This window comes from Prauserella aidingensis, from assembly GCF_024171865.1.
GTDB classification, from domain to species: domain Bacteria; phylum Actinomycetota; class Actinomycetes; order Mycobacteriales; family Pseudonocardiaceae; genus Prauserella; species Prauserella aidingensis.
Window position 1 is genome coordinate 73,121 of the sequence record NZ_JAMTCN010000003.1, and the last position, 18,998, is coordinate 92,118.

Consider the following 18,998-nt stretch of genomic DNA (forward strand, 5'->3'; position numbering starts at 1 on the left):
CAGATTTTCCGTCCGGGTAGATCCACAGCACCGAGATATCCGCAGACATCCCGCGCTCGCCGATTCGACGGAGGGATACCGCAGTGCTACCCAGCCACTCCCACGACAGCGGCTCGCGTACCGGCAGCAGCGACCCGGTCGGGACCGGTGACCCGGCGTTCGGGCCGGCGCTCACCCCGGCGGCCAAGCCGCAGGAGCCCACCGGGCCCGTGGACACCGTCGGTACCTCCGGCATGCGCATCGACGCCGAACGGCGCCCCGACGGCGTGGTGCACGCCCGCGTCGCCGGCGAGGTCGACCTGCTGTCCGCACCGGACCTGCGCAAATGGATCCACGAGGAGCTGAGCGCTCCGGCGCGGCTCGTGCTCGACCTGGACGGGGTCGAGTTCCTCGGTTCGGCCGGGCTCTCCGTGCTCGCCGAGCTGTCCGAACAGGCCACGGGCTCGCGAGCGAACTGGGCGGTCGTCGCGGCCACGCGGGTCGTCCTGCGTCCGCTCGAGGCCACCGGACTCGCCGAGCAGATCCCGGTCCATCCGGACGTCGACTCGGCGGTGCTCGCCGTCCACCCGCCACAGGAGCCCGCCTCGTCGTGACCCGGCTGCGGCTCCCCCGCGGGTGCGGCCCGCCGGGCCGGCGCTCGGCCGCTGTCACCGTCGGCACGACCGGCGCGGCTGCGGGCGTGACCGGCACCAATACGACGTATCGTGCAGGACATGAGCTGTGTACGGAGCCGGACGCGCGCGACGGCGCCGGAACCCGCGGTCCGGACGGGTTCCGGGCATCTGCCGGAGCTCGTCCGGCACCTGCCGCTGTACGTGCTGGGCGGAGCGATCAGTACCGGGTTGCAGGCCCTGCTGTTCCTACTGCTGCGCGATCCGCTGACTCCCGCGGCGGCCAACCCCGTCGCCATCGGCGTCTCGACGGTGCTCAACACGGAATTCCACCGGCGGATCACCTTCCGCGACGTCACCGGGCCGCGGACACGCCGGCACGTGCAGTCCGCAGGCACGTTCCTGTTCTACGCGTGCGCAGGCACGGCGGCGCTCGGCCTGCTGCACCTGTTGGCCGACGACCCGTCACCGATGACCGAGACGGCCGTGCTGGTCGCGACCAGCCTCGTCGGCGGCATTCTGCGCTTCCTGGTGCTGCGCTCGTGGGTGTTCGTCTGGAGTCGGGACGCCGGGACGGCCCGGTGACCCCACGGAACCCGCCACCCGACGACGCCGATACCGGCGACGAGGGCGAGCGCGACGCCCGTCCGACCACCGACTACCGGTTCACGCTGGCCAACGAACGCACGTTCCTCGCGTGGCTCCGCACCGCGCTCGGCCTGGTCGCCGGGGGCGTCGCGCTCCAACAGCTCGTGCCGGGCCTGGCCCCCGAAGGTCCGCGCACCCTGCTCGCAGCACTGTGCATCGGCCTGGCACTGGTGATCGCGGCGGCCTCCTACCCACGGTGGCGGGCGGTGCAGCGGGCGATGGCCCGCGGCGGCCCGCTCCCCCGCAACATCCTGCTGGCCACCCTCGGCGCGGGCATCGCCGCGATCACAGCGCTCGCATTCGTGCTGGTGGTCACGACGTGAGCGAAGGCCAGCCGGAGCGCACCGGGCTCGCGTGGCAGCGCACCGCGCTGGCCTCGGCCGCGTGCAGCGGCCTGCTGCTGCACGCCGCGGCGACCACGAGTCACGCCGCGCCCCTGATCGCCGCGCCGATATCGATCGCCACGACGGTCGTCCTCGCCGCGGCGGGAGCGGGGCGGGGCCGGCGGCTGCGCCGGAGCACCGCCGGCCTGTCACCCGCGCTCGCCGCCACAGCCACCGTCCTCGTCACCGCCACCGCCGTGGCAAGCCTCGGAGCGCTGCTCGCCACTCTCGCGAGCGGCCACTGAACGGGTCAGCCCAGCTGCTTCCGCAGTTCCGGCAGCAACTCGGACTCGGCGGCCTCGAGGAACTCCTCCTGGTGGTCTCCGCCGACCTGCACGAGCGCCAGGTCGGTGAACCCCGCCTCCCGGAAGGGGCGGGCGGCGTCGACGACCGCCTGTGCCGACCCGCCGCACGGGATCGCCGCGGCCACGTCCTCCTCGCGCACATACTGTGTCGCGGCCGCGAACGCCTGCGTACCGGGCAGTTCGGCGTTGACCTTCCAACCACCCGCGAACCACCGGAACTGCTCCCGCGCCCGGCGGGCGGCCTCGTCGGTGTCGCGCCCCCACGACACCGGAAGCTGGCCGACCTTTCGGGACGACCCCAGCCCGAGCCGGCCGCGCATGTCGTCCCACCGGCGGCACAGTCCCCCTGCCGGTTCCACCGCGATCATCGCCTCCGACGCCGCCGCGAACCGGTCGACCGACTGGTCTCCCGACACCGCGACCCCGATCGGCACCCGCTGCTGCGGCAGGTCCCACAGCTTCGCCGAGTCGACCCGGAAATGCTCCCCGTCGTGGTTGGTGTATCCGCCGTCGAAGAGGTCGTTGATGATCTGCAGCGCCTCGCCGAGCATGTCGTGCCGCACGTTGACCGGAGGCCAGCCCCGGCCGACCACGTGCTCGTTGAGGTTCTCGCCGGCTCCCAGCCCGAGCAGGAACCGCCCACCCGACAGCTCCTGGACGGTCGCCGCATGCTGCGCCACCACAGTCGGGTGATAGCGCATCGTCGGGCAGGTCACGAACGACATCAGGTCGACGTCGCCGGTGACCTCCGCGACCGCGCCGAGCACCGACCACGCCTGCGGCGAGTGCCCTTGCTCGTCCAGCCACGGCGAGAAATGGTCACTCATCACCTCGAACTCGAATCCGGCACGTTCCGCGCGCGCCGCGTCGGCGACGAGCCGGCGCGGACCGGCCTGTTCGGTCAGCAACGTATAGCCGAAACGCACACGTCTCCCCTGCGGCCGGCCACCGCCGGCCTCTCGTCGTCACAACGTTCGGCGCCGGCACCGGGCGGCTGCCGGTGCGTCGGCGACGGTCGGGCGGGTGTCAGTGCAACGCGGGCTCGGGTTCGGATTCGACACCGATCCGCTTGCGGCGGGCGATCGCCTCACGCCGCTCGGTCTCGTCGAGGCCTCCCCACACCCCGAACGGCTCCTGCACCGTCAGCGCGTGGTGTCGGCATTGGACGATCACCGGGCACGTGCGGCAGACCTCCTTCGCCCGTGCCACGCGGTCGGCTCGCGCGAACCCTCGTTCGCCGTCAGGATGGAAGAACACCGAGCTGTCCAGATTGCGGCAGTTGCCGTGCCGCTGCCATTCCCAGATCTCAGCCACCGGGGTCGGCAGCCGGGACGTGTCGGCCATGGTGATCACCTCCGTGAAGATGTGCGATGCGCGGTGTACCCGGCGGGTGCGGAACTCACACCTGCCGTGTCGTCAGCGGTACTCGTCGTCGTCGATCTCCACCGGCTCCGCCTGCTCGGCGACATCGGCGGGGTCGGCGTCCATCGGGACGGAGACCCCCGCCGGTCCGGGCTCGTACCCGGTTTCGGCGTCGCCGGTGAACTCGCCGTGTTCGACGTCGTCGACGGCCGGTCGCCGCTGCTCGTCGACATCGGGGGCCGGCGCGAGATCGTGGTTCTCCGTCATGATCGACGTGATACCCCGCCTGCGCGCGGTTCAATCACGGTTCGATCATCCGAATCCCTCGGCGCGGCTCACGGGCCCGGACCGAGCGGACATACCTCCGGTACGCTCCGCCCACACCGCAGCAGCGACGACGCCGGAGGATGCGCATGAGCGAACGGCAGTACGACATCGTGGTGTTCGGCGCCACGGGTTTCACCGGAGGACTGACCGCCGAATACCTCGCCGCCCATGTGCCGGAGGGTTGCCGCTGGGCGCTCGCGGGCCGCAGCACCGCCAAGCTGGAGGCCGTCCGCGAACGGCTCGCCGCCATCGACCCCGCCTGTGCCGACCTGCCGTTGCTGCAGGCCGACGTCACCGACGCCGCCTCCCTGCGCACCGTCGCCGAGTCGACCCGGGTGGTCGTCACGACCGTCGGCCCGTACCTGCAGTACGGCGAACCGCTGGTCGCGGCGTGTGCCGAGGCGGGCACCGACTACGTCGACCTGTGCGGCGAGCCCGAGTTCGTCGACCGCATGTACCTCGCCCACCACGAGACCGCCCTGCGTACCGGCGCCCGCCTGGTCCACGCCTGCGGGCTGGACTCGATCCCGTACGACCTGGGCGCCTACTTCACGGTCGGCCGGCTGCCCGCGGACGGTCCGATCACGGTGGACGCCCAGATCCGCGCCGACGCCGAGTTCTCCGGCGGCACGTTCTCGTCCGCCCTGACGGCGTTCTCGCGTGCCCGGCACATGACGGCGGTCGCCAAGCGCCGCCGCGCCGCCGACCCCCGGCCCGCCGACCGGACCATCCGCACGCCCTCGGGACCGCCCACCCGGGACGCCGAGACCGGCCGGTGGCTCGTGCCGATGCCGACACTCGACCCGCAGATCGTGGCGCGCTCCGCCGCCGCGCTGCCGCGGTACGGCACCTCGTTCACCTACCGGCAGGCCGCGGCGATGAAGCGACTGACGACGCTCGTCGCGACCGGCGCGGGCCTGGGCGTGCTGGCGGTCGCGGCGCAGATCCCGCCCGTCCGGAACGCACTGGGCAAGGTCCGCAAACCGGGCGACGGGCCGAGCGCGCAGCGACGGGCTCGGTCGTGGTTCCAGGTGCGGTTCACCGGTGAGGCGGCCGGGCAGCGGGTCGTCACCGAGTTCGCGGGCGGCGACCCCGGTTACGACGAGACCGCGAAGATGATGTCCGAATCGGCGATGTGCCTGGCGTTCGACGACCTGCCGGAGACGGCGGGCCAGGTGACGACCGCCGTCGCGATGGGCGACCCGCTCGTCGCGCGGCTGCAGAACGCAGGGCTGCGCATCCGCGTACTCGACGAGTGAGGACTGCGTTGAGCGCCCCCAGTCGTGAGTGCCCCAGTCGAGTGCCCCCAGGGGCACCTTGGTTGCACTCAACGCAACCAAGGTGCCCTTGGGGCGCGATGCAGGCCCGCTCGCGGGTGGGCCTCAGGTGACGAGGCGGCGGACGACGGCGTCGGCGAGGAGGCGGCCGCGGTCGGTGAGCACGGCCCGGCCGCCGTCGAGGTCGCGTGTGGACAGCAGCCCGTCGGCGGCGGCGCGCCGGGCCTCCCGCGCGCCGCCGTCGTCGAGCGCGTCGAGCGGAAGTCCCTCGGCGAGGCGGAGTTCGAGCATGACGCGCTCGAGGTGCCGGTCCTCGGGCGTCAACGTCTCCTGTCCGCCGACGGGCAGCGCGCCCTCGGTGAGCGTGGCCGTGTAGCGCGCCGGGTGCTTGACGTTCCACCACCGCACACCGCCGACGTGCGAATGGGCGCCGGGGCCCGCGCCCCACCAGTCGCCGCCGAGCCAGTAGCCGAGGTTGTGCCGGCAGCGCGCCTCGTCGGAGGCGGCCCAGTTGGACACCTCGTACCAGCGCAGACCCGCCTTCTCGAGCATCGCGTCGAGCAGTTCGTAGTCGGCGGCCAGCACGTCGTCGTCGGGCATCGGGATCTCGCCCTTGCGGACCCGCCGGGCCAGCGCGGTGCCGTCCTCGACGATCAGCGCGTAGGCGGACACGTGGTCCACACCCGCCTCCAGCACGGCGTCGAGCGACGCCTGCAGGTCCTCGGTGCGCTCACCGGGCGTGCCGTAGATGAGGTCCAGGTTGACGTGATCGAACCCGGCGCCGCGTGCCTCCGCCGCGGCCTCGACGGGACGTCCCGGGGTGTGTGTGCGGTCGAGCACCCGCAGCACGTGCGGAGCCACCGACTGCATGCCGAGCGACACCCGCGTGTACCCGGCGTCCCGGATCCCTGCGAACAGTGCCGGCGAGGTCGACTCCGGATTGGACTCGGTCGTGACTTCGGCGTCGGCGGCGAGGCCGAATGACTGCCGCACGGCGTCCAGCACCGCCGCCAGCCCGTCGGGCCCCAACAGCGACGGCGTGCCGCCGCCGACGAACACCGTGTCGGCGGCGGGAGGCGTCCCGAGCCGCTGCGCCGCGAGGTCCAGTTCCCTGCGGAGGCCGTCGAGCCAGTCCTCCGGTGCCGCGCCGGAACCGAGTTCGCCCGCCGTGTAGGTGTTGAAGTCGCAGTAGCCGCAGCGGGTCGCGCAGAACGGCACGTGCACGTACACGCCGAACGGCCTCGTACCGAGCCCCTGCAGGGCCGTGTCGGGCAGGTGAAGATCGTCCGGGGTGCTCACCTCTCCAGTGTCCCACCGGCGGAGCGGCCGTCGTGCGGCACCGGCCTTCGCGGCTGCGCAGCGGCCTCACTCCGCGGAAAGGATCGGCAGCTACGGGTTCACGGATGGGCGGCTCCAGGGGTTACGGGTCCCCGGGTGGCGGGTCCAGGGATTGCGGGGCCGGCGGTTGCGGGTCCAGGGGTTGCAGCCACGCGCCCGCCTCGTCGAGGCCGGCCACGCCGGTCAGTTCGCCGGGCAGCAGCGGCACGGTCAGCACGCCGCTCGCCCCGTCGCCGCCGAACCGTTCCCGGACGCGGGCCAGCACGGTGTGCTCCTGGTCCCGGCGACGGGCCAGCACGCCGGCCTCCTCGCCGGAGGCGACCCGGTTCACCAGCACGGCCGCGAGCGGCACACCGGCCTCGGTGAGCTGGTCGGCGGCCCGTTCGGTCTCGGCCAGCGGCAGCCGTTCCGGCACGAGCACGAGGTGCACTCCGGCGTCGGCACGCAGTCGGGTCTGCAGGGCCTCGAGCCGCCGCCTGCGGGACTGCAGTCGCTCCAGCAGCGGATCACGCTGCGCACCGGCCTGGCCGAGCAGTCCGTCGGCGAACCGGTCGACGTCGCGGGCCTGCTTCCGGTTGTGCGCCAGACCTTCGATCCACGGGGTGAGCAGCTCCGGTAGGCTGAGCAACCGCAGCATGTGCCCGGTCGGGGCACTGTCGACGACCAGCAGGTCCCAGTCCTTTCCGGTGCGCTCGACGAGGTCGGTGAGCCGGTCCAGCAACGCCGACTCGACGGTCCCCGGGCTCTCGACCGCGCGACGCAGGTGTCGCTCCACGGCGGGCAGCACCTCGCGCGGCACCGCGTGCCGGGCGTCCTCGAGCACCTCGGCCACCCGCCTGCCCGCCTGTCGCTCCCCGCTGATCTCCGCGGCCAGCAGGGACTCGCCGACCGGTCGCGGCTCGTCCGACAGCGTCGCGCCGAGCACGTCGCCCAGCGAGTGCGCCGGGTCGGTCGACACGACGAGTGTGCGCACACCGCGCCGGGCCTGCCGGACGGCGAACGCCGCGGCGAGCGTCGTCTTGCCGACCCCGCCCTTGCCGCCGAAGAACCGGATCAACAGCACATCCCGGCGTCGCCGAACTCGTCCCGTCCCATGCGCCGGTGCCACTCGTGGAAGTCCGCAACGAGGTACGGCACGGCGTCCAGCGTTTCGTAGGCGACCGGATTGTCGACGCCCAGCGATTCGAGCAGCAGCAGCGTCCGGAGGGTGTCGTCCCTGCGGCGCGCCTCCCTGCGCAGGCCCTGCCGCCAGCGGGAGACGAGCAGCAGCTCGTGACCACGTTCGAACCGGCGCCAGCACCGGGCGAGCCGGTCGCCGAGCCGCCGCAGTCCCCCGCCCGCGGTCACCGTTCGGTCAGCTCCGTCGGCTCCGGATCGCCCGCGTCGTCCCGGGCGACACCGCGCGCCCGGCGCAGCGCGAGCGCAGCCTCGACGATGAGCCACACGGCGAGCACGAAGATGATCGCATCGAGCGGCGCGAGGACCCATTCGCTCTCGGCGACGAACGTGATGAGGTTGTCGATGAGCGCCCACGTCGTCATCACGACGAGGAACACCAGCGGCACCAGCACGGCGATCGGGTTGCGCCGGTTCTTGGTGACCCACACCGCGATCACCGACAGGGCCAGGCCCGCGGTGAGCTGGTTCGTGGTGCCGAACAGCTGCCACAGCACGCCGAAGGTGTAGCCCGCGTCGCCGCCACCGGGCAGCAACGCCAGCACGAGGGGGATCAGCACGGCGATCAGCCCCGACAACGTCAGACTGCGCGAGACCGCGCGGATGCGGACGATCTCGGCGATCTCCTGCACGATGTAGCGCTGCAGGCGCACGCCGGTGTCCATCGTGGTCGCGGCGAAGCTGATGACGACCACGGCGGCGAACACGACGGCCGTCGCCTCGGGCACGCCGAGGTTGGCCGCGAAGTGTCCGACGCCGTTGACGAAGTTCGACGTCGCGCCGTCCGAGGCGGTGGCGAAGTCGGAGTACGCGGCGTGCCAGTCGGCGGTGGTGGCCACGATGCCCGCGGTGCACGCGAGGATCGACCCGAGCGCCAGCGACCCCTCGCCGACCGCACCGAAGTAGCCGACGTACCGGGCGTCGCTCTCCTTGTCGAGCTGCTTCGACGTCGTACCCGACGACACGAGGCTGTGGAACCCGGAGATCGCGCCGCACGCGATGGTCACGAACAGCAGCGGGAACCAGCTCGGCGAATCGGCGGGGGCCTGGTCGTTGACCACGGGAGCCACGATCGTGTCCCAGCCGACGAGCACGCCGAGGCCGATCACGCCCAGCGCGATGAACAGCTGGTGGGAGTTGATGTAGTCGCGTGGCTGCAGCAGCACCCACACCGGGATGCGCGAGGCGACGAAGGTGTAGACGAACAGCAGCACGACCCAGATGTTGCGCTCGGTGAAGAGGCCGTCCTCGGTGGCGATGCCCGCCAGCGAGATGGGCAGCGCCTGGCCGAGCAGGATCGTCACGTACAGCACGACCACGCCGACGAGCGACGGGACCAGCGCGGCGCTACGGGTGCGGTAGATGTACTGGCCGATGCCGATGGCCAGCGGGATCTCCAGCAGGATCGGCAGCACGGCCTCGGGGTTGGCCACGAACAGGTTCCCGATCACCACGGCGAACACGGCGTTCACGAGTGTCAGCAGGAAGAAGATGATCAGGAGGAACAGCACGCGGGCGCGAGTGCCCACCACCTCGCGCGTGAGCGTGCCGATGCTCTGCGCCTTGTGCCGCACCGACACCACGATCGCGCCGAAGTCGTGCACACCCGCGGCGAAGATCGTGCCCGCCACGACCCAGATCAGCGCCGGACCCCAGCCCCAGAACACCGCGATGGCGGGACCGACGATCGGCGCGGCGCCCGCGACCGACGTGAAGTGGTGTCCGAAGAGGACGTGCCGGTTCGTGGGAATGAAGTCCACGCCGTCGCGCATCGTGTGCGCGGGTGTCGGCCGATCGTCGTCGAGTGCGTACACCCGACGCGCCAGGTACCCCGAGTAGTAGCGGTAGCCGAGGTAGAACAACACCCCGACGATCAGGACCATCACGATGGCCGGCATGGACGTTCCTTCCCGTGAGCGACGTTGACACGGTGGTCAGGCGACGTGGGACGGTAACAGCAGTGCGACCGGCAAGGTAAGAGCGACGTGAATCCCGCGCTCGGAGACTGTGGAGGCGAGGTGACGGTGGACCGGCTGCGGGAGGCTTGGCGGCGTGCCGTCACGGCGGAGTTGTGCTGGACGAACCCCGACGGCACTCCCGCCGCGATCGCCGTGACGCCCGTGGTGCGCGGCGCCGGTTCCGCCGTGCCGACGCTCTGCGCCGCCCTGCCCTACGCGCGGGCGGACGAGGTCGCGGGCCTGCGCGAGGCCGACGCCGCCGTGTTCGCCGTGACCGACTCCCGCTCACTGCCCGGTGATGCGGGCGTCCCCGAGGCCGCAGGCACCGGGTTCGCCGGCTCCGCCGACGGGGCTCCCGTTCGGACCGGGGTCGCCGCGAGCGCCGCCGTGCGGATCGTCGACGACCTCGACGGTGAACTGTTCACCGACGAACTGCTCGACCAGGAACTGGTCAAGTACCCGCCGTCGCGCGCCCTCGCCGACAGCGTGCTGCTGCGCCGCGAGAACTGGTGGTGGCTGCCCCGCATCGTCGTGGAGCTCACCGGTCCCGCCGCGGATGCCGGCAGCGCCGGGACGATGCCGCTGCCCGCGCGCACCGACCCCACCCGGCACGCGCTGCTCGTCGGCCCGGCAGCCTGCGCCCCCGAGCAGCCCGACACCCCGGAACTGCGCAGCTCCCCGGAGCTGCGCCGTGTCCCCGAACTGCGCAGTGTCCCCGACCTGCGCCGTGTCCCGGAACTGCGCAGTGTCGACGTCGGTGCCGATGCCGCGCCGCACCCCGCGATGCCGTCCGGGGTGGCGACGGTGCGGGAGCTGACCGGTGAACCGCTGCCGCCGGCGCCCGGCGGCGCGCTGGTGTTCGGCTACGACTACACGATGCCGGATCTCGAACGGTGGGAAGCGTGGTCGCTGACGGGGACGGTCGACGGCGAGCGGCTGGCCGTCGACGCCCGCACCGGAGCACCCGGCGCGGACCTGCGCACCCTCGGCCTGCTGGCACGCACCCGGCGGCACCGCGCTCTCGCGAAGGCGTGCCGGGCCGGCGTCCGCGCCGCGGAAGGCCGCCCCCAGCCCGCTCCCTGAGCCGGCCTCGTCGCAGGTGACGTTGCTCCCACGATGCGGACGTCCCTGGACCACCCTGTGAACACCGTGGCAAGGTAATCGTCGTGACTGTGACGACCGCCGGTGTGGCCCTCGTGGTACGACGCCACGTGGACTACCTGCGTGTCTCCAGCAGTCTGTGCCGGCCCTGACCGCGACGCGCCGCTCCCTGCTCAACCGCAGCCGCACGTCGAGCGCGCACCGGGCCGCACCCGGTCCGCCTGCCGGCGCAGGCCGATGCCACCGCACATCGCCCCGCCCACCAGGACGGTCCCCTGGTCACCGACGCCCACTTGGCCCCACCGCGCGCACGTCCCGGCACCGGTCACGAGCGGCAGCACCGCGCCCGGTCGTCCCGCACGACCCCGGCCCCGAACGCCCAGCCCGAACCGCCGCCGAACACACACCGCCCTGGAGGACACCGCCATGGCCGCCGAGACAGGCCGACCCGCCCGCCCGAAGAAGCGCCGCGGGGAGGGCCAGTGGGCCCTGGGTTACCGCGAGCCGCTGAACCCCAACGAACGTTCGAAGAAGGACGACGCGCCCCTGAACGTGCGGGCGCGTATCGAGAACATCTACGCCCACACCGGTTTCGACGGCATCGACCCGGGTGACCTGCGCGGCCGGTTCCGCTGGTTCGGCCTCTACACCCAGCGCAAGCCCGGGATCGACGGCGGCCGCACCGCCACGCTCGAGCCCGAGGACCTCGACGACAAGTACTTCATGCTGCGAGTTCGGCTCGACGGCGGCGCGCTGACGACCCGCCAGCTCGCCGTCCTGGGTGAGATCTCGCAGACCTACGCCCGCGACACCGCCGACATCACCGACCGGCAGAACATCCAGTACCACTGGATCCGCGTCGAGGACATGCCCACGATCTGGCAGAAGCTGGAGGACGCGGGCATGACGACCATGGAGGCCTGCGGCGACAGCCCGCGCGTCATCCTCGGCTCCCCCGTGGCGGGTATCTCCGCCGACGAGGTCATCGACGGCACGCCCGCGATCGACGAGATCAAGCGCCGGTTCGTCGGCGACCCGACCTTCGCGAACCTGCCGCGGAAGTTCAAGACGGCCGTCTCCGGCCAGCAGGACGTGGCGCACGAGATCCACGACGTCGCGTTCGTGGGTGTCGAGCATCCCGAGCACGGCCCCGGGTTCGACGTGTGGGTCGGCGGGGGTCTGTCGACCAACCCGATGATCGCCAAGCGCCTCGGCGTGTGGGTGCCGCGCGACGAGGTGCCGGACGTGTGGGAAGGCGTCATCAGCATCTTCCGTGACTACGGGTACCGGCGGCTGCGCTCGCGTGCCCGCATCAAGTTCCTGGTCAAGGACTGGGGTCCGGAGAAGTTCCGCGAGGTGCTCGAGACCGAGTACCTGAAGCGCACGCTCATCGACGGCCCCGCCCCGGAGGTCCCGGCGCGGCCGATCGACCACATCGGCGTGCACGAGCAGACCGACGGCCTGCGTTACGTCGGCGGGGCGCCGGTCGCTGGCCGCGCGTCCGGGTCGCTGCTGTTGTCGGCCGCGAAGGCCGCCGAGCGCGCCGGTTCGGGCCGGGTACGGCTGACACCGCAGCAGAAGCTGGTCGTGCTGGACGTGCCGGAGTCCGAGGTCGCCACGCTGCAGGCCGAGCTGGCCGAGGCGGGCCTGGACACGACGCCGTCGCCGTGGCGGCGCAACGTGATGGCCTGCACCGGCATCGAGTTCTGCAAGCTGGCGATCGTCGAGACGAAGAAGCGCGCCTCGGACCTGGTGGCCGAACTGGAGCAGCGGCTGGCCGACCTGCAGGACGGCCTCGACGACCCCGTGTCCGTGCACCTGAACGGCTGCCCGAACTCGTGCGCGCGGATCCAGGTGGCCGACATCGGCCTCAAGGGCCAGATCGTCACCGACGCCGACGGCAACCAGGTCGAGGGCTTTCAGGTGCATCTCGGCGGAGGCCTCGGGCTGGACGCGGGATTCGGCCGTAAACTGCGTGGTCATAAGGTCACGAGCGACGAGCTCACCGACTATGTGGAGCGGGTCGTGAGGAACTATCTGAACCAGCGCGACGAGGGCGAGCGGTTCGCCCAGTGGGTCGTGCGCGCAGAGGAAGCCGATCTCACGTGAGTGAGGCCACTCCCTCGAGGGCGACGCCCATGCACTGCCCGTACTGTGCCGACGAGGATCTCCGTCCGGAAGACGACGGTGCATGGCTGTGCACGTCCTGTCGGCGGGTGTTCACAGTGACCTTCATCGGACTGCGCATTCCGGAGGTAAAGCGATGACCGCGACAAGGACGGCCGAGGAGCTGCAGGCCCTCGCCGAACGAGCGTCCGGCGAACTGGCGGAGGCCACCACCGAGGAGGCGATCCGGTGGGCGGTCGAGCAATTCGGCGACGATCTGATCGTCGCGTCGAATATGCAGGACGCCGTTCTGGTCGACGTCGTCACCAAGGTCAAATCGGACATCGACGTGCTTTTTCTCGAAACGGGCTACCATTTCGCGGAAACACTCGGCGTGCGTGACGCGGTGGCGACGATCTATCCCGATGTGCGCATCGTCAACGCACAGGCCGAGCAGAGCGTGGCCGAACAGGACGCGGAATACGGTCCGAAATTGCACGACCGGGACCCCACCCAGTGCTGCCACCTGCGGAAAGTCGTTCCGCTGCGTAACACGCTGGCCGACTATTCCTGCTGGATCACCGGCGTCCGCCGCGTGGATGCACCCACCAGAGCGAACACGCCGATCGTGACATGGGACGATCGGAATGGCCTGGTGAAGGTGAACCCGATCGCGGCCTGGACCGACGACGAGTTCAACGGCTACATCGACGAGCACGGGATTCTGCAGAATCCGCTGGTCCACGAGGGGTACCTCTCGATCGGCTGCGCCCCGTGCACCGCGAAGGTCGCGCCGGGCGCCGACCCACGCAGTGGTCGCTGGGCCGGCAAGTCCAAGACTGAGTGCGGGCTGCACGCCTGAGGAAGGATGTCATGACCACACTTGAGGCCGCGGCCGATGCGGCGCGCGACAATCTCGCGGCGCTGGAATCGGAAGCCATTCACATCTTCCGTGAGGTGGCGGGCGAATTCGATCGTCCCGTGATCCTCTTCTCCGGTGGCAAGGACTCCACGCTGCTGCTGCACCTGGCGATCAAGGCGTTCTGGCCCGCGCCGGTGCCGTTCCCGCTGTTGCACGTCGACACCGGCCACAACTTCGACGAGGTCATCGCCTTCCGTGACCACGTCGTCGAGAAGTACGGGCTGCGCCTGGTCGTGGCCAGCGTGCAGGACTACATCGACGACGGCAGGCTGGCCGAGCGGGCCGACGGCACCCGCAACCCGCTGCAGACGCAGCCGCTGCTGGACGCGATCGCCGACAACAAGTTCGACGCCGTGTTCGGCGGCGGCCGCCGGGACGAGGAGCGGGCCCGCGCCAAGGAGCGCATCTTCAGCCTCCGCAGCGCCTTCGGCCAGTGGGACCCGCGCAGGCAGCGCCCTGAGCTGTGGAACCTCTACAACGGCAGGCACCGCCCCGGCGAGCACGTCCGGGTGTTCCCGCTGTCGAACTTCACCGAGGCCGACGTCTGGAACTACATCGCGCGTGAGCAGGTCGAGCTGCCGTCGATCTACTACGCACACAAGCGCAAGGTCTACAGCCGCGACGGCATGTGGCTGACCGAGGGCCCGTGGGGCGGTCCGCGGGAGGACGAGGAGGTCCACGAGCTGATGGTGCGCTACCGCACCGTCGGTGACGGCTCGTGCACCGGCGCCGTCGAATCGACCGCGTCGACGGTCGAGGAGGTCATCGCCGAGGTCCAGGCGAGCCGCCTCACCGAGCGTGGCGCGACCCGTGCCGACGACCGCATGTCCGAGGCCGCCATGGAGGACCGCAAGCGGGAGGGGTACTTCTAACCATGAGCTCGTTGCTGAGGCTCGCCACGGCGGGCAGCGTCGACGACGGCAAGTCGACCCTGGTCGGCAGGCTGCTGTACGACACCAAGTCCGTACTCGCCGATCAGCTGGACGCCATCGAGCGCGCCAGCGTCGACAAGGGGATGACGACCCCGGACCTGTCACTGCTGGTCGACGGCCTGCGCTCCGAGAGGGAGCAGGGCATCACCATCGACGTGGCGTACCGCTACTTCGCCACGCCGAATCGCAGCTTCGTGCTCGCGGACACGCCGGGGCACGTGCAGTACACCCGCAACACGGTCACCGGTGCGTCGACCGCGCAGCTCGGTGTGCTGCTGGTGGACGCCCGTAACGGCGTCGTCGAGCAGACCCGCAGGCACGCGGCCGTGCTCGCGATGCTCGGGGTGCCGCGGCTGGTGCTGGCGGTGAACAAGGTCGACCTCATCGACTACGACGAGGCCGCGTTCACCGTGATCGCCAAGGAGTTCGCCGCGCACGCGACGTCGCTCGGCTACGCCGAGGGCACGGTGCTGGCCATCCCGGTGTCGGCCCTGCAGGGCGACAACGTGGCGACCAAGTCGGAGAACACGCCGTGGTACTCCGGCCCGACGCTGCTCGAGCACCTCGAGGAGGTGCCGGTCGCGCCGGACCCGCACGAGGCACCGTTCCGGATGCCGGTGCAGTACGTCATCCGTCCGCGCACGCCGGAGTACCTCGACTACCGGGGGTACGCGGGTCAGATCGCGGCGGGCACGGTCCGGCCGGGCGACGAGGTCGTCGTGCTGCCGCAGGGCCTGAAGTCGACGGTCGAGAGCGTCGACACCGCCGACGGCTCGCTGGACGAGGCCGGCACCGGCAAGTCGATCACCGTGGTGCTGTCCGACGACCTCGACATCACGCGCGGCGACGTGATCGCCGCGGCCGACAACGCGCCGAAGGTCACCGACGAGTTCACCGCGGCCCTGTGCTGGCTGTCGAGCAAGCAGCTCGACCCCGGCGCCCGCGTCCTGGTCAAGCAGGGCACGCGCACGGTGCAGGCGATCGTCGAGGAGCTCAACGCCCGGTTCGACGAGCAGACGCTGTCCATCGTGGACGCTCCGGAGAAGCTGGAGCTCAACGAGATCGGCAACGTCAGCCTGCGACTGGCCGAGCAGCTGCCCGTGGACGACTACACGGTGAGCCCCCGCACGGGTGCGTTCATCGTGATCGACCCCAAGGACGGCGACACGCTCGCCGCGGGCCTGGTCGGGCACCGGTTCAGCCAGCTCAAGGGTGTGACGGAGCCCGAGGGCGCGTGACGGTGGCGCCTCCGCCTCTGCTGATCGTCGCGCACGGTAGCCGGGACCCCAGGTCCGCGGCTACCGTGCGCGCGCTCGCGGAGGTGGTGCGCACCCGCTCCGACGGTCCGGACGTCCACGTGGCGTTCCTGGACCTGTCCGAACCGTCGGTCGGCGACGCGCTCGCCGACCTGCACGCCGAGGGCCACCGCCACGTCGTGGCCGTGCCACTGCTCCTCGGCCACGCCTATCACGCGCGGGTGGATCTGCCCGCGCTCGTCGACGAGGTCACCACCCGGCTGCCGCGGTTGTCGGTGACCGTCTCCGACGTCCTCGGGCCCGACCCGCTGCTGGAGGACGTCGCACTCGACCGACTCGCCGACGCGGGTGCCGACCTGTCGGACCCGGACCTCGGCGTGGTACTCGCCGCCGTCGGCTCGTCACACGCGCCGGCCAACGAGGTCGTCGCCCGCATCGCCCGCGGCTGGGACGGGCGCCACCCCGCGCGCGTCGCCGCCGCGTTCGCCAGTGCCGCACGACCCGACGTTCCGGCGGCGATCGCCAAGCTCCGCGCCCACGGCACGCGCCGGTTCGCCGTCGCGTCGTGGTTCTTCGCGCCGGGCCTGCTGCCCGACCGCATCGCGGAGTTGACGGCCGAATCCGCCCCCGGCGCAGTCGTCGCCGCGCCGCTGGGAACCGATCCCCGCGTCGCCGCGGTCGTCCTCCACCGCTACGCCGACGCGCTCACCGGCGCCGTCCGCACCGCCTGAGCCGGGGCCGCCCGCAGAAGAGCCGCAGCCCGCCCCGAACGGCGTGTGCCACATGGCGTGTCTATCCGACTAGACGATTGCCTGTCTAGGACAATAGACTTACCATGGTGGTGACGACGAGCCTCAAGCCGGCCAAGGTACTCGGCCTGACGAGAAGGGCCGCCCGTAAGCACGGGCTGCTGGTCGAGCAGATCCCCAACCGCGGAAAGGGGTCCCATCAGGTCTACGTCGTCACGGATACCGCCGGCGTGGAAGTCGGACGATTCGCCATCACCGGCCATAACCGAGCGCTGTCCTGGACCGTCCTCCGCAGCATCGAGGACGCCCTCGCACACCTTTTCGGCACGAAATGGATGGAGGAGACGTGACGAACGAGCGGACGTACTACGACGTTGTCGTCACTCGTGAGGACGGCCTGTGGGTCGCCGTGGTCGACGGACTGCCGGGCGGCGCGACCGATGTCGACCGCATGCGCGATCTCGAATCCGACGTGCGCGACCTCATCGCGGGCCTTCGTGATCTCGACCCCGAGGATTTCGAGATCAGGTGGCACTATCGGCAGGGCGAGCACGACCTGACGCCTGCCGTCGCCCTGCTCCAGGAACGCGAGCAGTCGGCCGAAGAGGCCGTGCGCAAACGCGACGAAGCGCGCTATTCGGCGATAGTTGAGATGCACGAGGCCGGACTGAGTTACCGGACCATCGCCGACCTCGTCGGCATTTCGCACCAGCGCGTCCAGCAGCTTGCGAGCGCCGGCACCTCGGCCTGAGCCGGAGCCCGCCCCGAACCGCGTGTGCCAGAGTGTTCGGCATGGCTGACGAACTCGTCCACTACGACCTCGACGGCGGGGTCGCGACGATCACGCTGGATTCTCCGCACAACCGCAACGCACTGTCCGCCCAGCTGCGCGGCGAACTCACCGACGCGCTGACCCGGGCCGCCGGCGACGAACGGGCGCGGGTGATCGTGCTGACCCACACGGGCACGGTCTTCTGCGCAGGCATGGACCTCAAAGAAGCCAAGGGCACGGGCTCCGACGACCAGGGGGTCAACGGTTTCCCCGCGATCCTCGAGCAGCTCTGGACGAGCCCGAAACCGGTCGTCGCCAAGCTCGCCGGGCCTGCCCGCGCCGGCGGGGTCGGTATGGTCGCCGCCGCCGACATCGCGGTGGCCTCGACCGACGCGACGTTCGCGTTCACCGAGGTCCGCATCGGCGTCGTGCCCGCACTGATCTCGGTCACCGTGCTGCCGCGGCTCTCCCCGCGTGCCGCACACGAGCTGTTCCTCACCGGCGACACGTTCGACGCCACGCGTGCCGCCGAGGTGGGCCTGCTCAACGCCGCCGTCGCGCCCGACGAACTGGACACGAAGGTCGCCTCCTACGTCGACTCGCTCGTACGCGGCGGGCCGACCGCGCTGACCGCGACCAAGGAGCTGCTGCAGGGCGAGCGTGGCCGCACCATGGGCGCCGAGCTCGAGAAGATGCAGGCGTTGTCGGCACACCACTTCGCGAGCGAGGAGGGCCAGGAGGGCATCGCCGCGTTCGGCGAGAAGCGTCCGCCCCGCTGGGTTCCCTGACCCGCCTCGAACGCGAATGCCGCCCTCCCCGCATCCGGGAAGGGCGGCATTGCGCTGTCACGCCTCCGACCGGGGCGGCATCCCGCCGCGATCTCGGGAACGTCCTCAGGAGCGCAGGAAGTCCCGCAGCCCCGCGAGATCGTCGGTGTTGATGTGGTCGACGCCCGCGTCGCGGAGTTCGGTCCACACCGCGGCGCGCTCCTCGCCCGCGGCGTCCGGGGTCGCCCAGAACCGCAGTCGCTGACCGGCGTCGTGAGCACGGGCGACCATGTCGCGCAGCCGCGCCCGCTCGTCCGCGGGCATCGGGCCCTCGCCGTTCCAGTCGAAGACGTTCGTCCAGTTGTCGCTCACCAGCGGCATCAGCTCGGCGGGCAGGTCGCCGCCCAGGTCGCCGGAGCGGCCGTCGTAGAACGAGCGCCGTTCGGTGGCCGCCGCCATGTCGTCGAGGGGCCGGTTGCCGCTCACGACGACCTGGATCGCCCCCGGTTCGACCTTTCCGTCGCGGTAGCGGGTGAGCATCCCCTCGTACTCGGCGAGCTGCTCCTCCAGCAGCCGCCACGTGCGCGGCCCGTCGCTCTTGATGTCGACGAGCAGCTGGAACTGCCCCTTCCACCCGGGGTAGACGCCGGACTTGCCACGCACGGCGTCGCGGAGCGGGTCGAGGTACAGGCTGCGCAGCGTGCGGTCCGGGTCGAGTTCCCACGAGTCGTGGGCGACCTGCAGTTCGTCGCCGACCGCCCAGACGTCGGCCTCGACACTGGTGAAGCCGTGCTCCAGTGCGTCGAGCAACGGCCGGTCGTGCTCGTAGTCGTTGTGCGCGTGCGCCTGCGCCAGTGGCTTGCCGAGGTCCGGCCGTGGGTCGGCACCGGCCGCGGCGGGCGCGACGAGGGCGAGCACCGCGGCCAGGGCGGCCGTCACGGTGACGCGGATCGGGCGCATGGGGGACTCCTTCACGTCGGCTGTGTCGGAGCCCATCGAAGCGGGTGA

Annotated in this window: 23 protein-coding genes; 15 read left to right on the forward strand and 8 right to left on the reverse strand. The window is 71.4% G+C overall.

Features of this window, described 5'->3' with window-relative positions; genetic code table 11:
* Positions 1–83 precede the first annotated feature (83 nt).
* From LY13_RS04430 to LY13_RS04445, 4 genes are all read left to right on the forward strand, one after another.
* Positions 84–593, forward strand: a complete 510-nt coding sequence (locus LY13_RS04430; protein ID WP_253826865.1) for an STAS domain-containing protein — start codon at positions 84–86, stop codon at positions 591–593.
* 120 nt (positions 594–713) lie between these two features.
* Complete coding sequence (locus tag LY13_RS04435) at positions 714–1,196, forward strand: GtrA family protein (protein WP_253826866.1); 483 nt, start codon at positions 714–716, stop codon at positions 1,194–1,196.
* Positions 1,193–1,582 (forward strand): YidH family protein, encoded by a 390-nt coding sequence (locus LY13_RS04440; protein ID WP_372493744.1) that lies wholly within the window; start codon positions 1,193–1,195, stop codon positions 1,580–1,582. The genes LY13_RS04435 and LY13_RS04440 overlap by 4 nt, the downstream gene beginning before the upstream one ends.
* Entirely contained in the window at positions 1,579–1,887 is a 309-nt protein-coding gene (locus LY13_RS04445; RefSeq protein WP_253826867.1) for a DUF202 domain-containing protein, read from the forward strand. Before LY13_RS04440 ends, LY13_RS04445 begins: the two co-directional genes overlap by 4 nt.
* A gap of 5 nt (positions 1,888–1,892) precedes the next feature.
* Here LY13_RS04445 and LY13_RS04450 read toward each other — a convergent pair whose 3' ends face one another.
* The 3 genes from LY13_RS04450 to LY13_RS04460 all read right to left on the reverse strand — a co-directional run bounded on the left by LY13_RS04450 (position 1,893) and on the right by LY13_RS04460 (position 3,576).
* Complete coding sequence (locus LY13_RS04450; RefSeq protein WP_253826868.1) at positions 1,893–2,873, reverse strand: TIGR03557 family F420-dependent LLM class oxidoreductase; 981 nt, start codon at positions 2,871–2,873, stop codon at positions 1,893–1,895.
* Positions 2,874–2,973: 100 nt separating this feature from the next.
* Entirely contained in the window at positions 2,974–3,291 is a 318-nt protein-coding gene (locus LY13_RS04455; RefSeq protein WP_253826869.1) for a WhiB family transcriptional regulator, read from the reverse strand.
* A 72-nt stretch (positions 3,292–3,363) separates the two neighbouring features.
* Positions 3,364–3,576 carry a hypothetical protein gene (locus tag LY13_RS04460; RefSeq protein WP_253826870.1) on the reverse strand — a complete coding sequence of 71 codons (213 nt, stop codon included), beginning with the start codon at positions 3,574–3,576 and terminating at the stop codon, positions 3,364–3,366.
* Between the two features lie 146 nt (positions 3,577–3,722).
* Here LY13_RS04460 and LY13_RS04465 point away from each other — a divergent pair, with 146 nt between their 5' ends.
* Positions 3,723–4,895 (forward strand): saccharopine dehydrogenase family protein, encoded by a 1,173-nt coding sequence (locus LY13_RS04465; RefSeq protein ID WP_253826871.1) that lies wholly within the window; start codon positions 3,723–3,725, stop codon positions 4,893–4,895.
* A gap of 123 nt (positions 4,896–5,018) precedes the next feature.
* Here the strand turns inward: LY13_RS04465 and hemW are convergent, their stop codons facing one another.
* The 4 genes from hemW to LY13_RS04485 form a co-directional block, all read right to left on the reverse strand.
* Complete coding sequence (hemW, locus tag LY13_RS04470; protein ID WP_253826872.1) at positions 5,019–6,212, reverse strand: radical SAM family heme chaperone HemW; 1,194 nt, start codon at positions 6,210–6,212, stop codon at positions 5,019–5,021.
* 121 nt (positions 6,213–6,333) lie between these two features.
* On the reverse strand, positions 6,334–7,314 hold the full coding sequence (locus LY13_RS04475; protein ID WP_253826873.1) for an ArsA family ATPase: 981 nt from the start codon (positions 7,312–7,314) through the stop codon (positions 6,334–6,336).
* Positions 7,305–7,598 carry a cory-CC-star protein gene (locus LY13_RS04480; protein ID WP_253826874.1) on the reverse strand — a complete coding sequence of 98 codons (294 nt, stop codon included), beginning with the start codon at positions 7,596–7,598 and terminating at the stop codon, positions 7,305–7,307. The genes LY13_RS04475 and LY13_RS04480 overlap by 10 nt, the downstream gene beginning before the upstream one ends.
* Positions 7,595–9,325, reverse strand: a complete 1,731-nt coding sequence (locus LY13_RS04485; protein WP_253826875.1) for a carbon starvation CstA family protein — start codon at positions 9,323–9,325, stop codon at positions 7,595–7,597. The genes LY13_RS04480 and LY13_RS04485 overlap by 4 nt, the downstream gene beginning before the upstream one ends.
* Positions 9,326–9,412: 87 nt before the next feature.
* Here LY13_RS04485 and LY13_RS04490 point away from each other — a divergent pair, with 87 nt between their 5' ends.
* The 10 genes from LY13_RS04490 (at position 9,413) to LY13_RS04535 (ending at position 18,011) form a co-directional block, all read left to right on the forward strand.
* The gene (locus LY13_RS04490) at positions 9,413–10,468 is read left to right on the forward strand and encodes a hypothetical protein (protein ID WP_253826876.1); all 1,056 of its coding nucleotides are present in this window, start codon (positions 9,413–9,415) and stop codon (positions 10,466–10,468) included.
* Positions 10,469–10,912: 444 nt separating this feature from the next.
* Positions 10,913–12,595 carry a nitrite/sulfite reductase gene (locus LY13_RS04495; protein WP_253826877.1) on the forward strand — a complete coding sequence of 561 codons (1,683 nt, stop codon included), beginning with the start codon at positions 10,913–10,915 and terminating at the stop codon, positions 12,593–12,595.
* Between the two features lie 29 nt (positions 12,596–12,624).
* A complete protein-coding gene (locus tag LY13_RS04500) occupies positions 12,625–12,753 on the forward strand; it encodes an Insertion element protein (protein WP_228726678.1) in 129 nt (42 codons plus the stop codon).
* Positions 12,750–13,454 carry a phosphoadenylyl-sulfate reductase gene (locus LY13_RS04505; protein WP_253826878.1) on the forward strand — a complete coding sequence of 235 codons (705 nt, stop codon included), beginning with the start codon at positions 12,750–12,752 and terminating at the stop codon, positions 13,452–13,454. Before LY13_RS04500 ends, LY13_RS04505 begins: the two co-directional genes overlap by 4 nt.
* An 11-nt stretch (positions 13,455–13,465) precedes the next feature.
* Positions 13,466–14,386, forward strand: coding sequence for a sulfate adenylyltransferase subunit CysD (gene cysD / locus LY13_RS04510; protein WP_253826879.1), 921 nt, complete (start codon positions 13,466–13,468; stop codon positions 14,384–14,386).
* 2 nt (positions 14,387–14,388) lie between these two features.
* Positions 14,389–15,684 (forward strand): sulfate adenylyltransferase subunit 1, encoded by a 1,296-nt coding sequence (locus LY13_RS04515; RefSeq protein WP_253826880.1) that lies wholly within the window; start codon positions 14,389–14,391, stop codon positions 15,682–15,684.
* A 65-nt stretch (positions 15,685–15,749) separates the two neighbouring features.
* Positions 15,750–16,433 carry a sirohydrochlorin chelatase gene (locus tag LY13_RS04520; RefSeq protein WP_372493746.1) on the forward strand — a complete coding sequence of 228 codons (684 nt, stop codon included), beginning with the start codon at positions 15,750–15,752 and terminating at the stop codon, positions 16,431–16,433.
* A gap of 104 nt (positions 16,434–16,537) precedes the next feature.
* Positions 16,538–16,801, forward strand: coding sequence for a hypothetical protein (locus LY13_RS04525; RefSeq protein WP_253826881.1), 264 nt, complete (start codon positions 16,538–16,540; stop codon positions 16,799–16,801).
* Positions 16,798–17,202, forward strand: a complete 405-nt coding sequence (locus LY13_RS04530; RefSeq protein WP_253826882.1) for a MerR — start codon at positions 16,798–16,800, stop codon at positions 17,200–17,202. The genes LY13_RS04525 and LY13_RS04530 overlap by 4 nt, the downstream gene beginning before the upstream one ends.
* Positions 17,203–17,243: 41 nt before the next feature.
* The gene (locus LY13_RS04535; protein WP_253826883.1) at positions 17,244–18,011 is read left to right on the forward strand and encodes an enoyl-CoA hydratase-related protein; all 768 of its coding nucleotides are present in this window, start codon (positions 17,244–17,246) and stop codon (positions 18,009–18,011) included.
* A gap of 105 nt (positions 18,012–18,116) precedes the next feature.
* Here LY13_RS04535 and LY13_RS04540 read toward each other — a convergent pair whose 3' ends face one another.
* Positions 18,117–18,950, reverse strand: coding sequence for a phosphatidylinositol-specific phospholipase C/glycerophosphodiester phosphodiesterase family protein (locus LY13_RS04540; protein ID WP_253826884.1), 834 nt, complete (start codon positions 18,948–18,950; stop codon positions 18,117–18,119).
* Positions 18,951–18,998: the final 48 nt, after the last annotated feature.

Excerpts from the sequence above, each read along its gene's own strand:
- LY13_RS04435 (WP_253826866.1), top strand. The coding sequence starts at position 714 with ATGAGCTGTGTACGGAGCCGGACGCGCGCGACGGCGCCGGAACCCGCG.
- LY13_RS04455 (WP_253826869.1), bottom strand. The coding sequence starts at position 3,291 with ATGGCCGACACGTCCCGGCTGCCGACCCCGGTGGCTGAGATCTGGGAA.
- LY13_RS04460 (WP_253826870.1), bottom strand. The coding sequence starts at position 3,576 with ATGACGGAGAACCACGATCTCGCGCCGGCCCCCGATGTCGACGAGCAG.
- LY13_RS04465 (WP_253826871.1), top strand. The coding sequence starts at position 3,723 with ATGAGCGAACGGCAGTACGACATCGTGGTGTTCGGCGCCACGGGTTTC.
- LY13_RS04485 (WP_253826875.1), bottom strand. The coding sequence starts at position 9,325 with ATGCCGGCCATCGTGATGGTCCTGATCGTCGGGGTGTTGTTCTACCTC.
- LY13_RS04495 (WP_253826877.1), top strand. The coding sequence starts at position 10,913 with ATGGCCGCCGAGACAGGCCGACCCGCCCGCCCGAAGAAGCGCCGCGGG.
- LY13_RS04500 (WP_228726678.1), top strand. The coding sequence starts at position 12,625 with ATGCACTGCCCGTACTGTGCCGACGAGGATCTCCGTCCGGAAGACGAC.
- LY13_RS04505 (WP_253826878.1), top strand. The coding sequence starts at position 12,750 with ATGACCGCGACAAGGACGGCCGAGGAGCTGCAGGCCCTCGCCGAACGA.
- cysD (WP_253826879.1), top strand. The coding sequence starts at position 13,466 with ATGACCACACTTGAGGCCGCGGCCGATGCGGCGCGCGACAATCTCGCG.
- LY13_RS04515 (WP_253826880.1), top strand. The coding sequence starts at position 14,389 with ATGAGCTCGTTGCTGAGGCTCGCCACGGCGGGCAGCGTCGACGACGGC.
- LY13_RS04525 (WP_253826881.1), top strand. The coding sequence starts at position 16,538 with ATGGTGGTGACGACGAGCCTCAAGCCGGCCAAGGTACTCGGCCTGACG.
- LY13_RS04535 (WP_253826883.1), top strand. The coding sequence starts at position 17,244 with ATGGCTGACGAACTCGTCCACTACGACCTCGACGGCGGGGTCGCGACG.
- LY13_RS04540 (WP_253826884.1), bottom strand. The coding sequence starts at position 18,950 with ATGCGCCCGATCCGCGTCACCGTGACGGCCGCCCTGGCCGCGGTGCTC.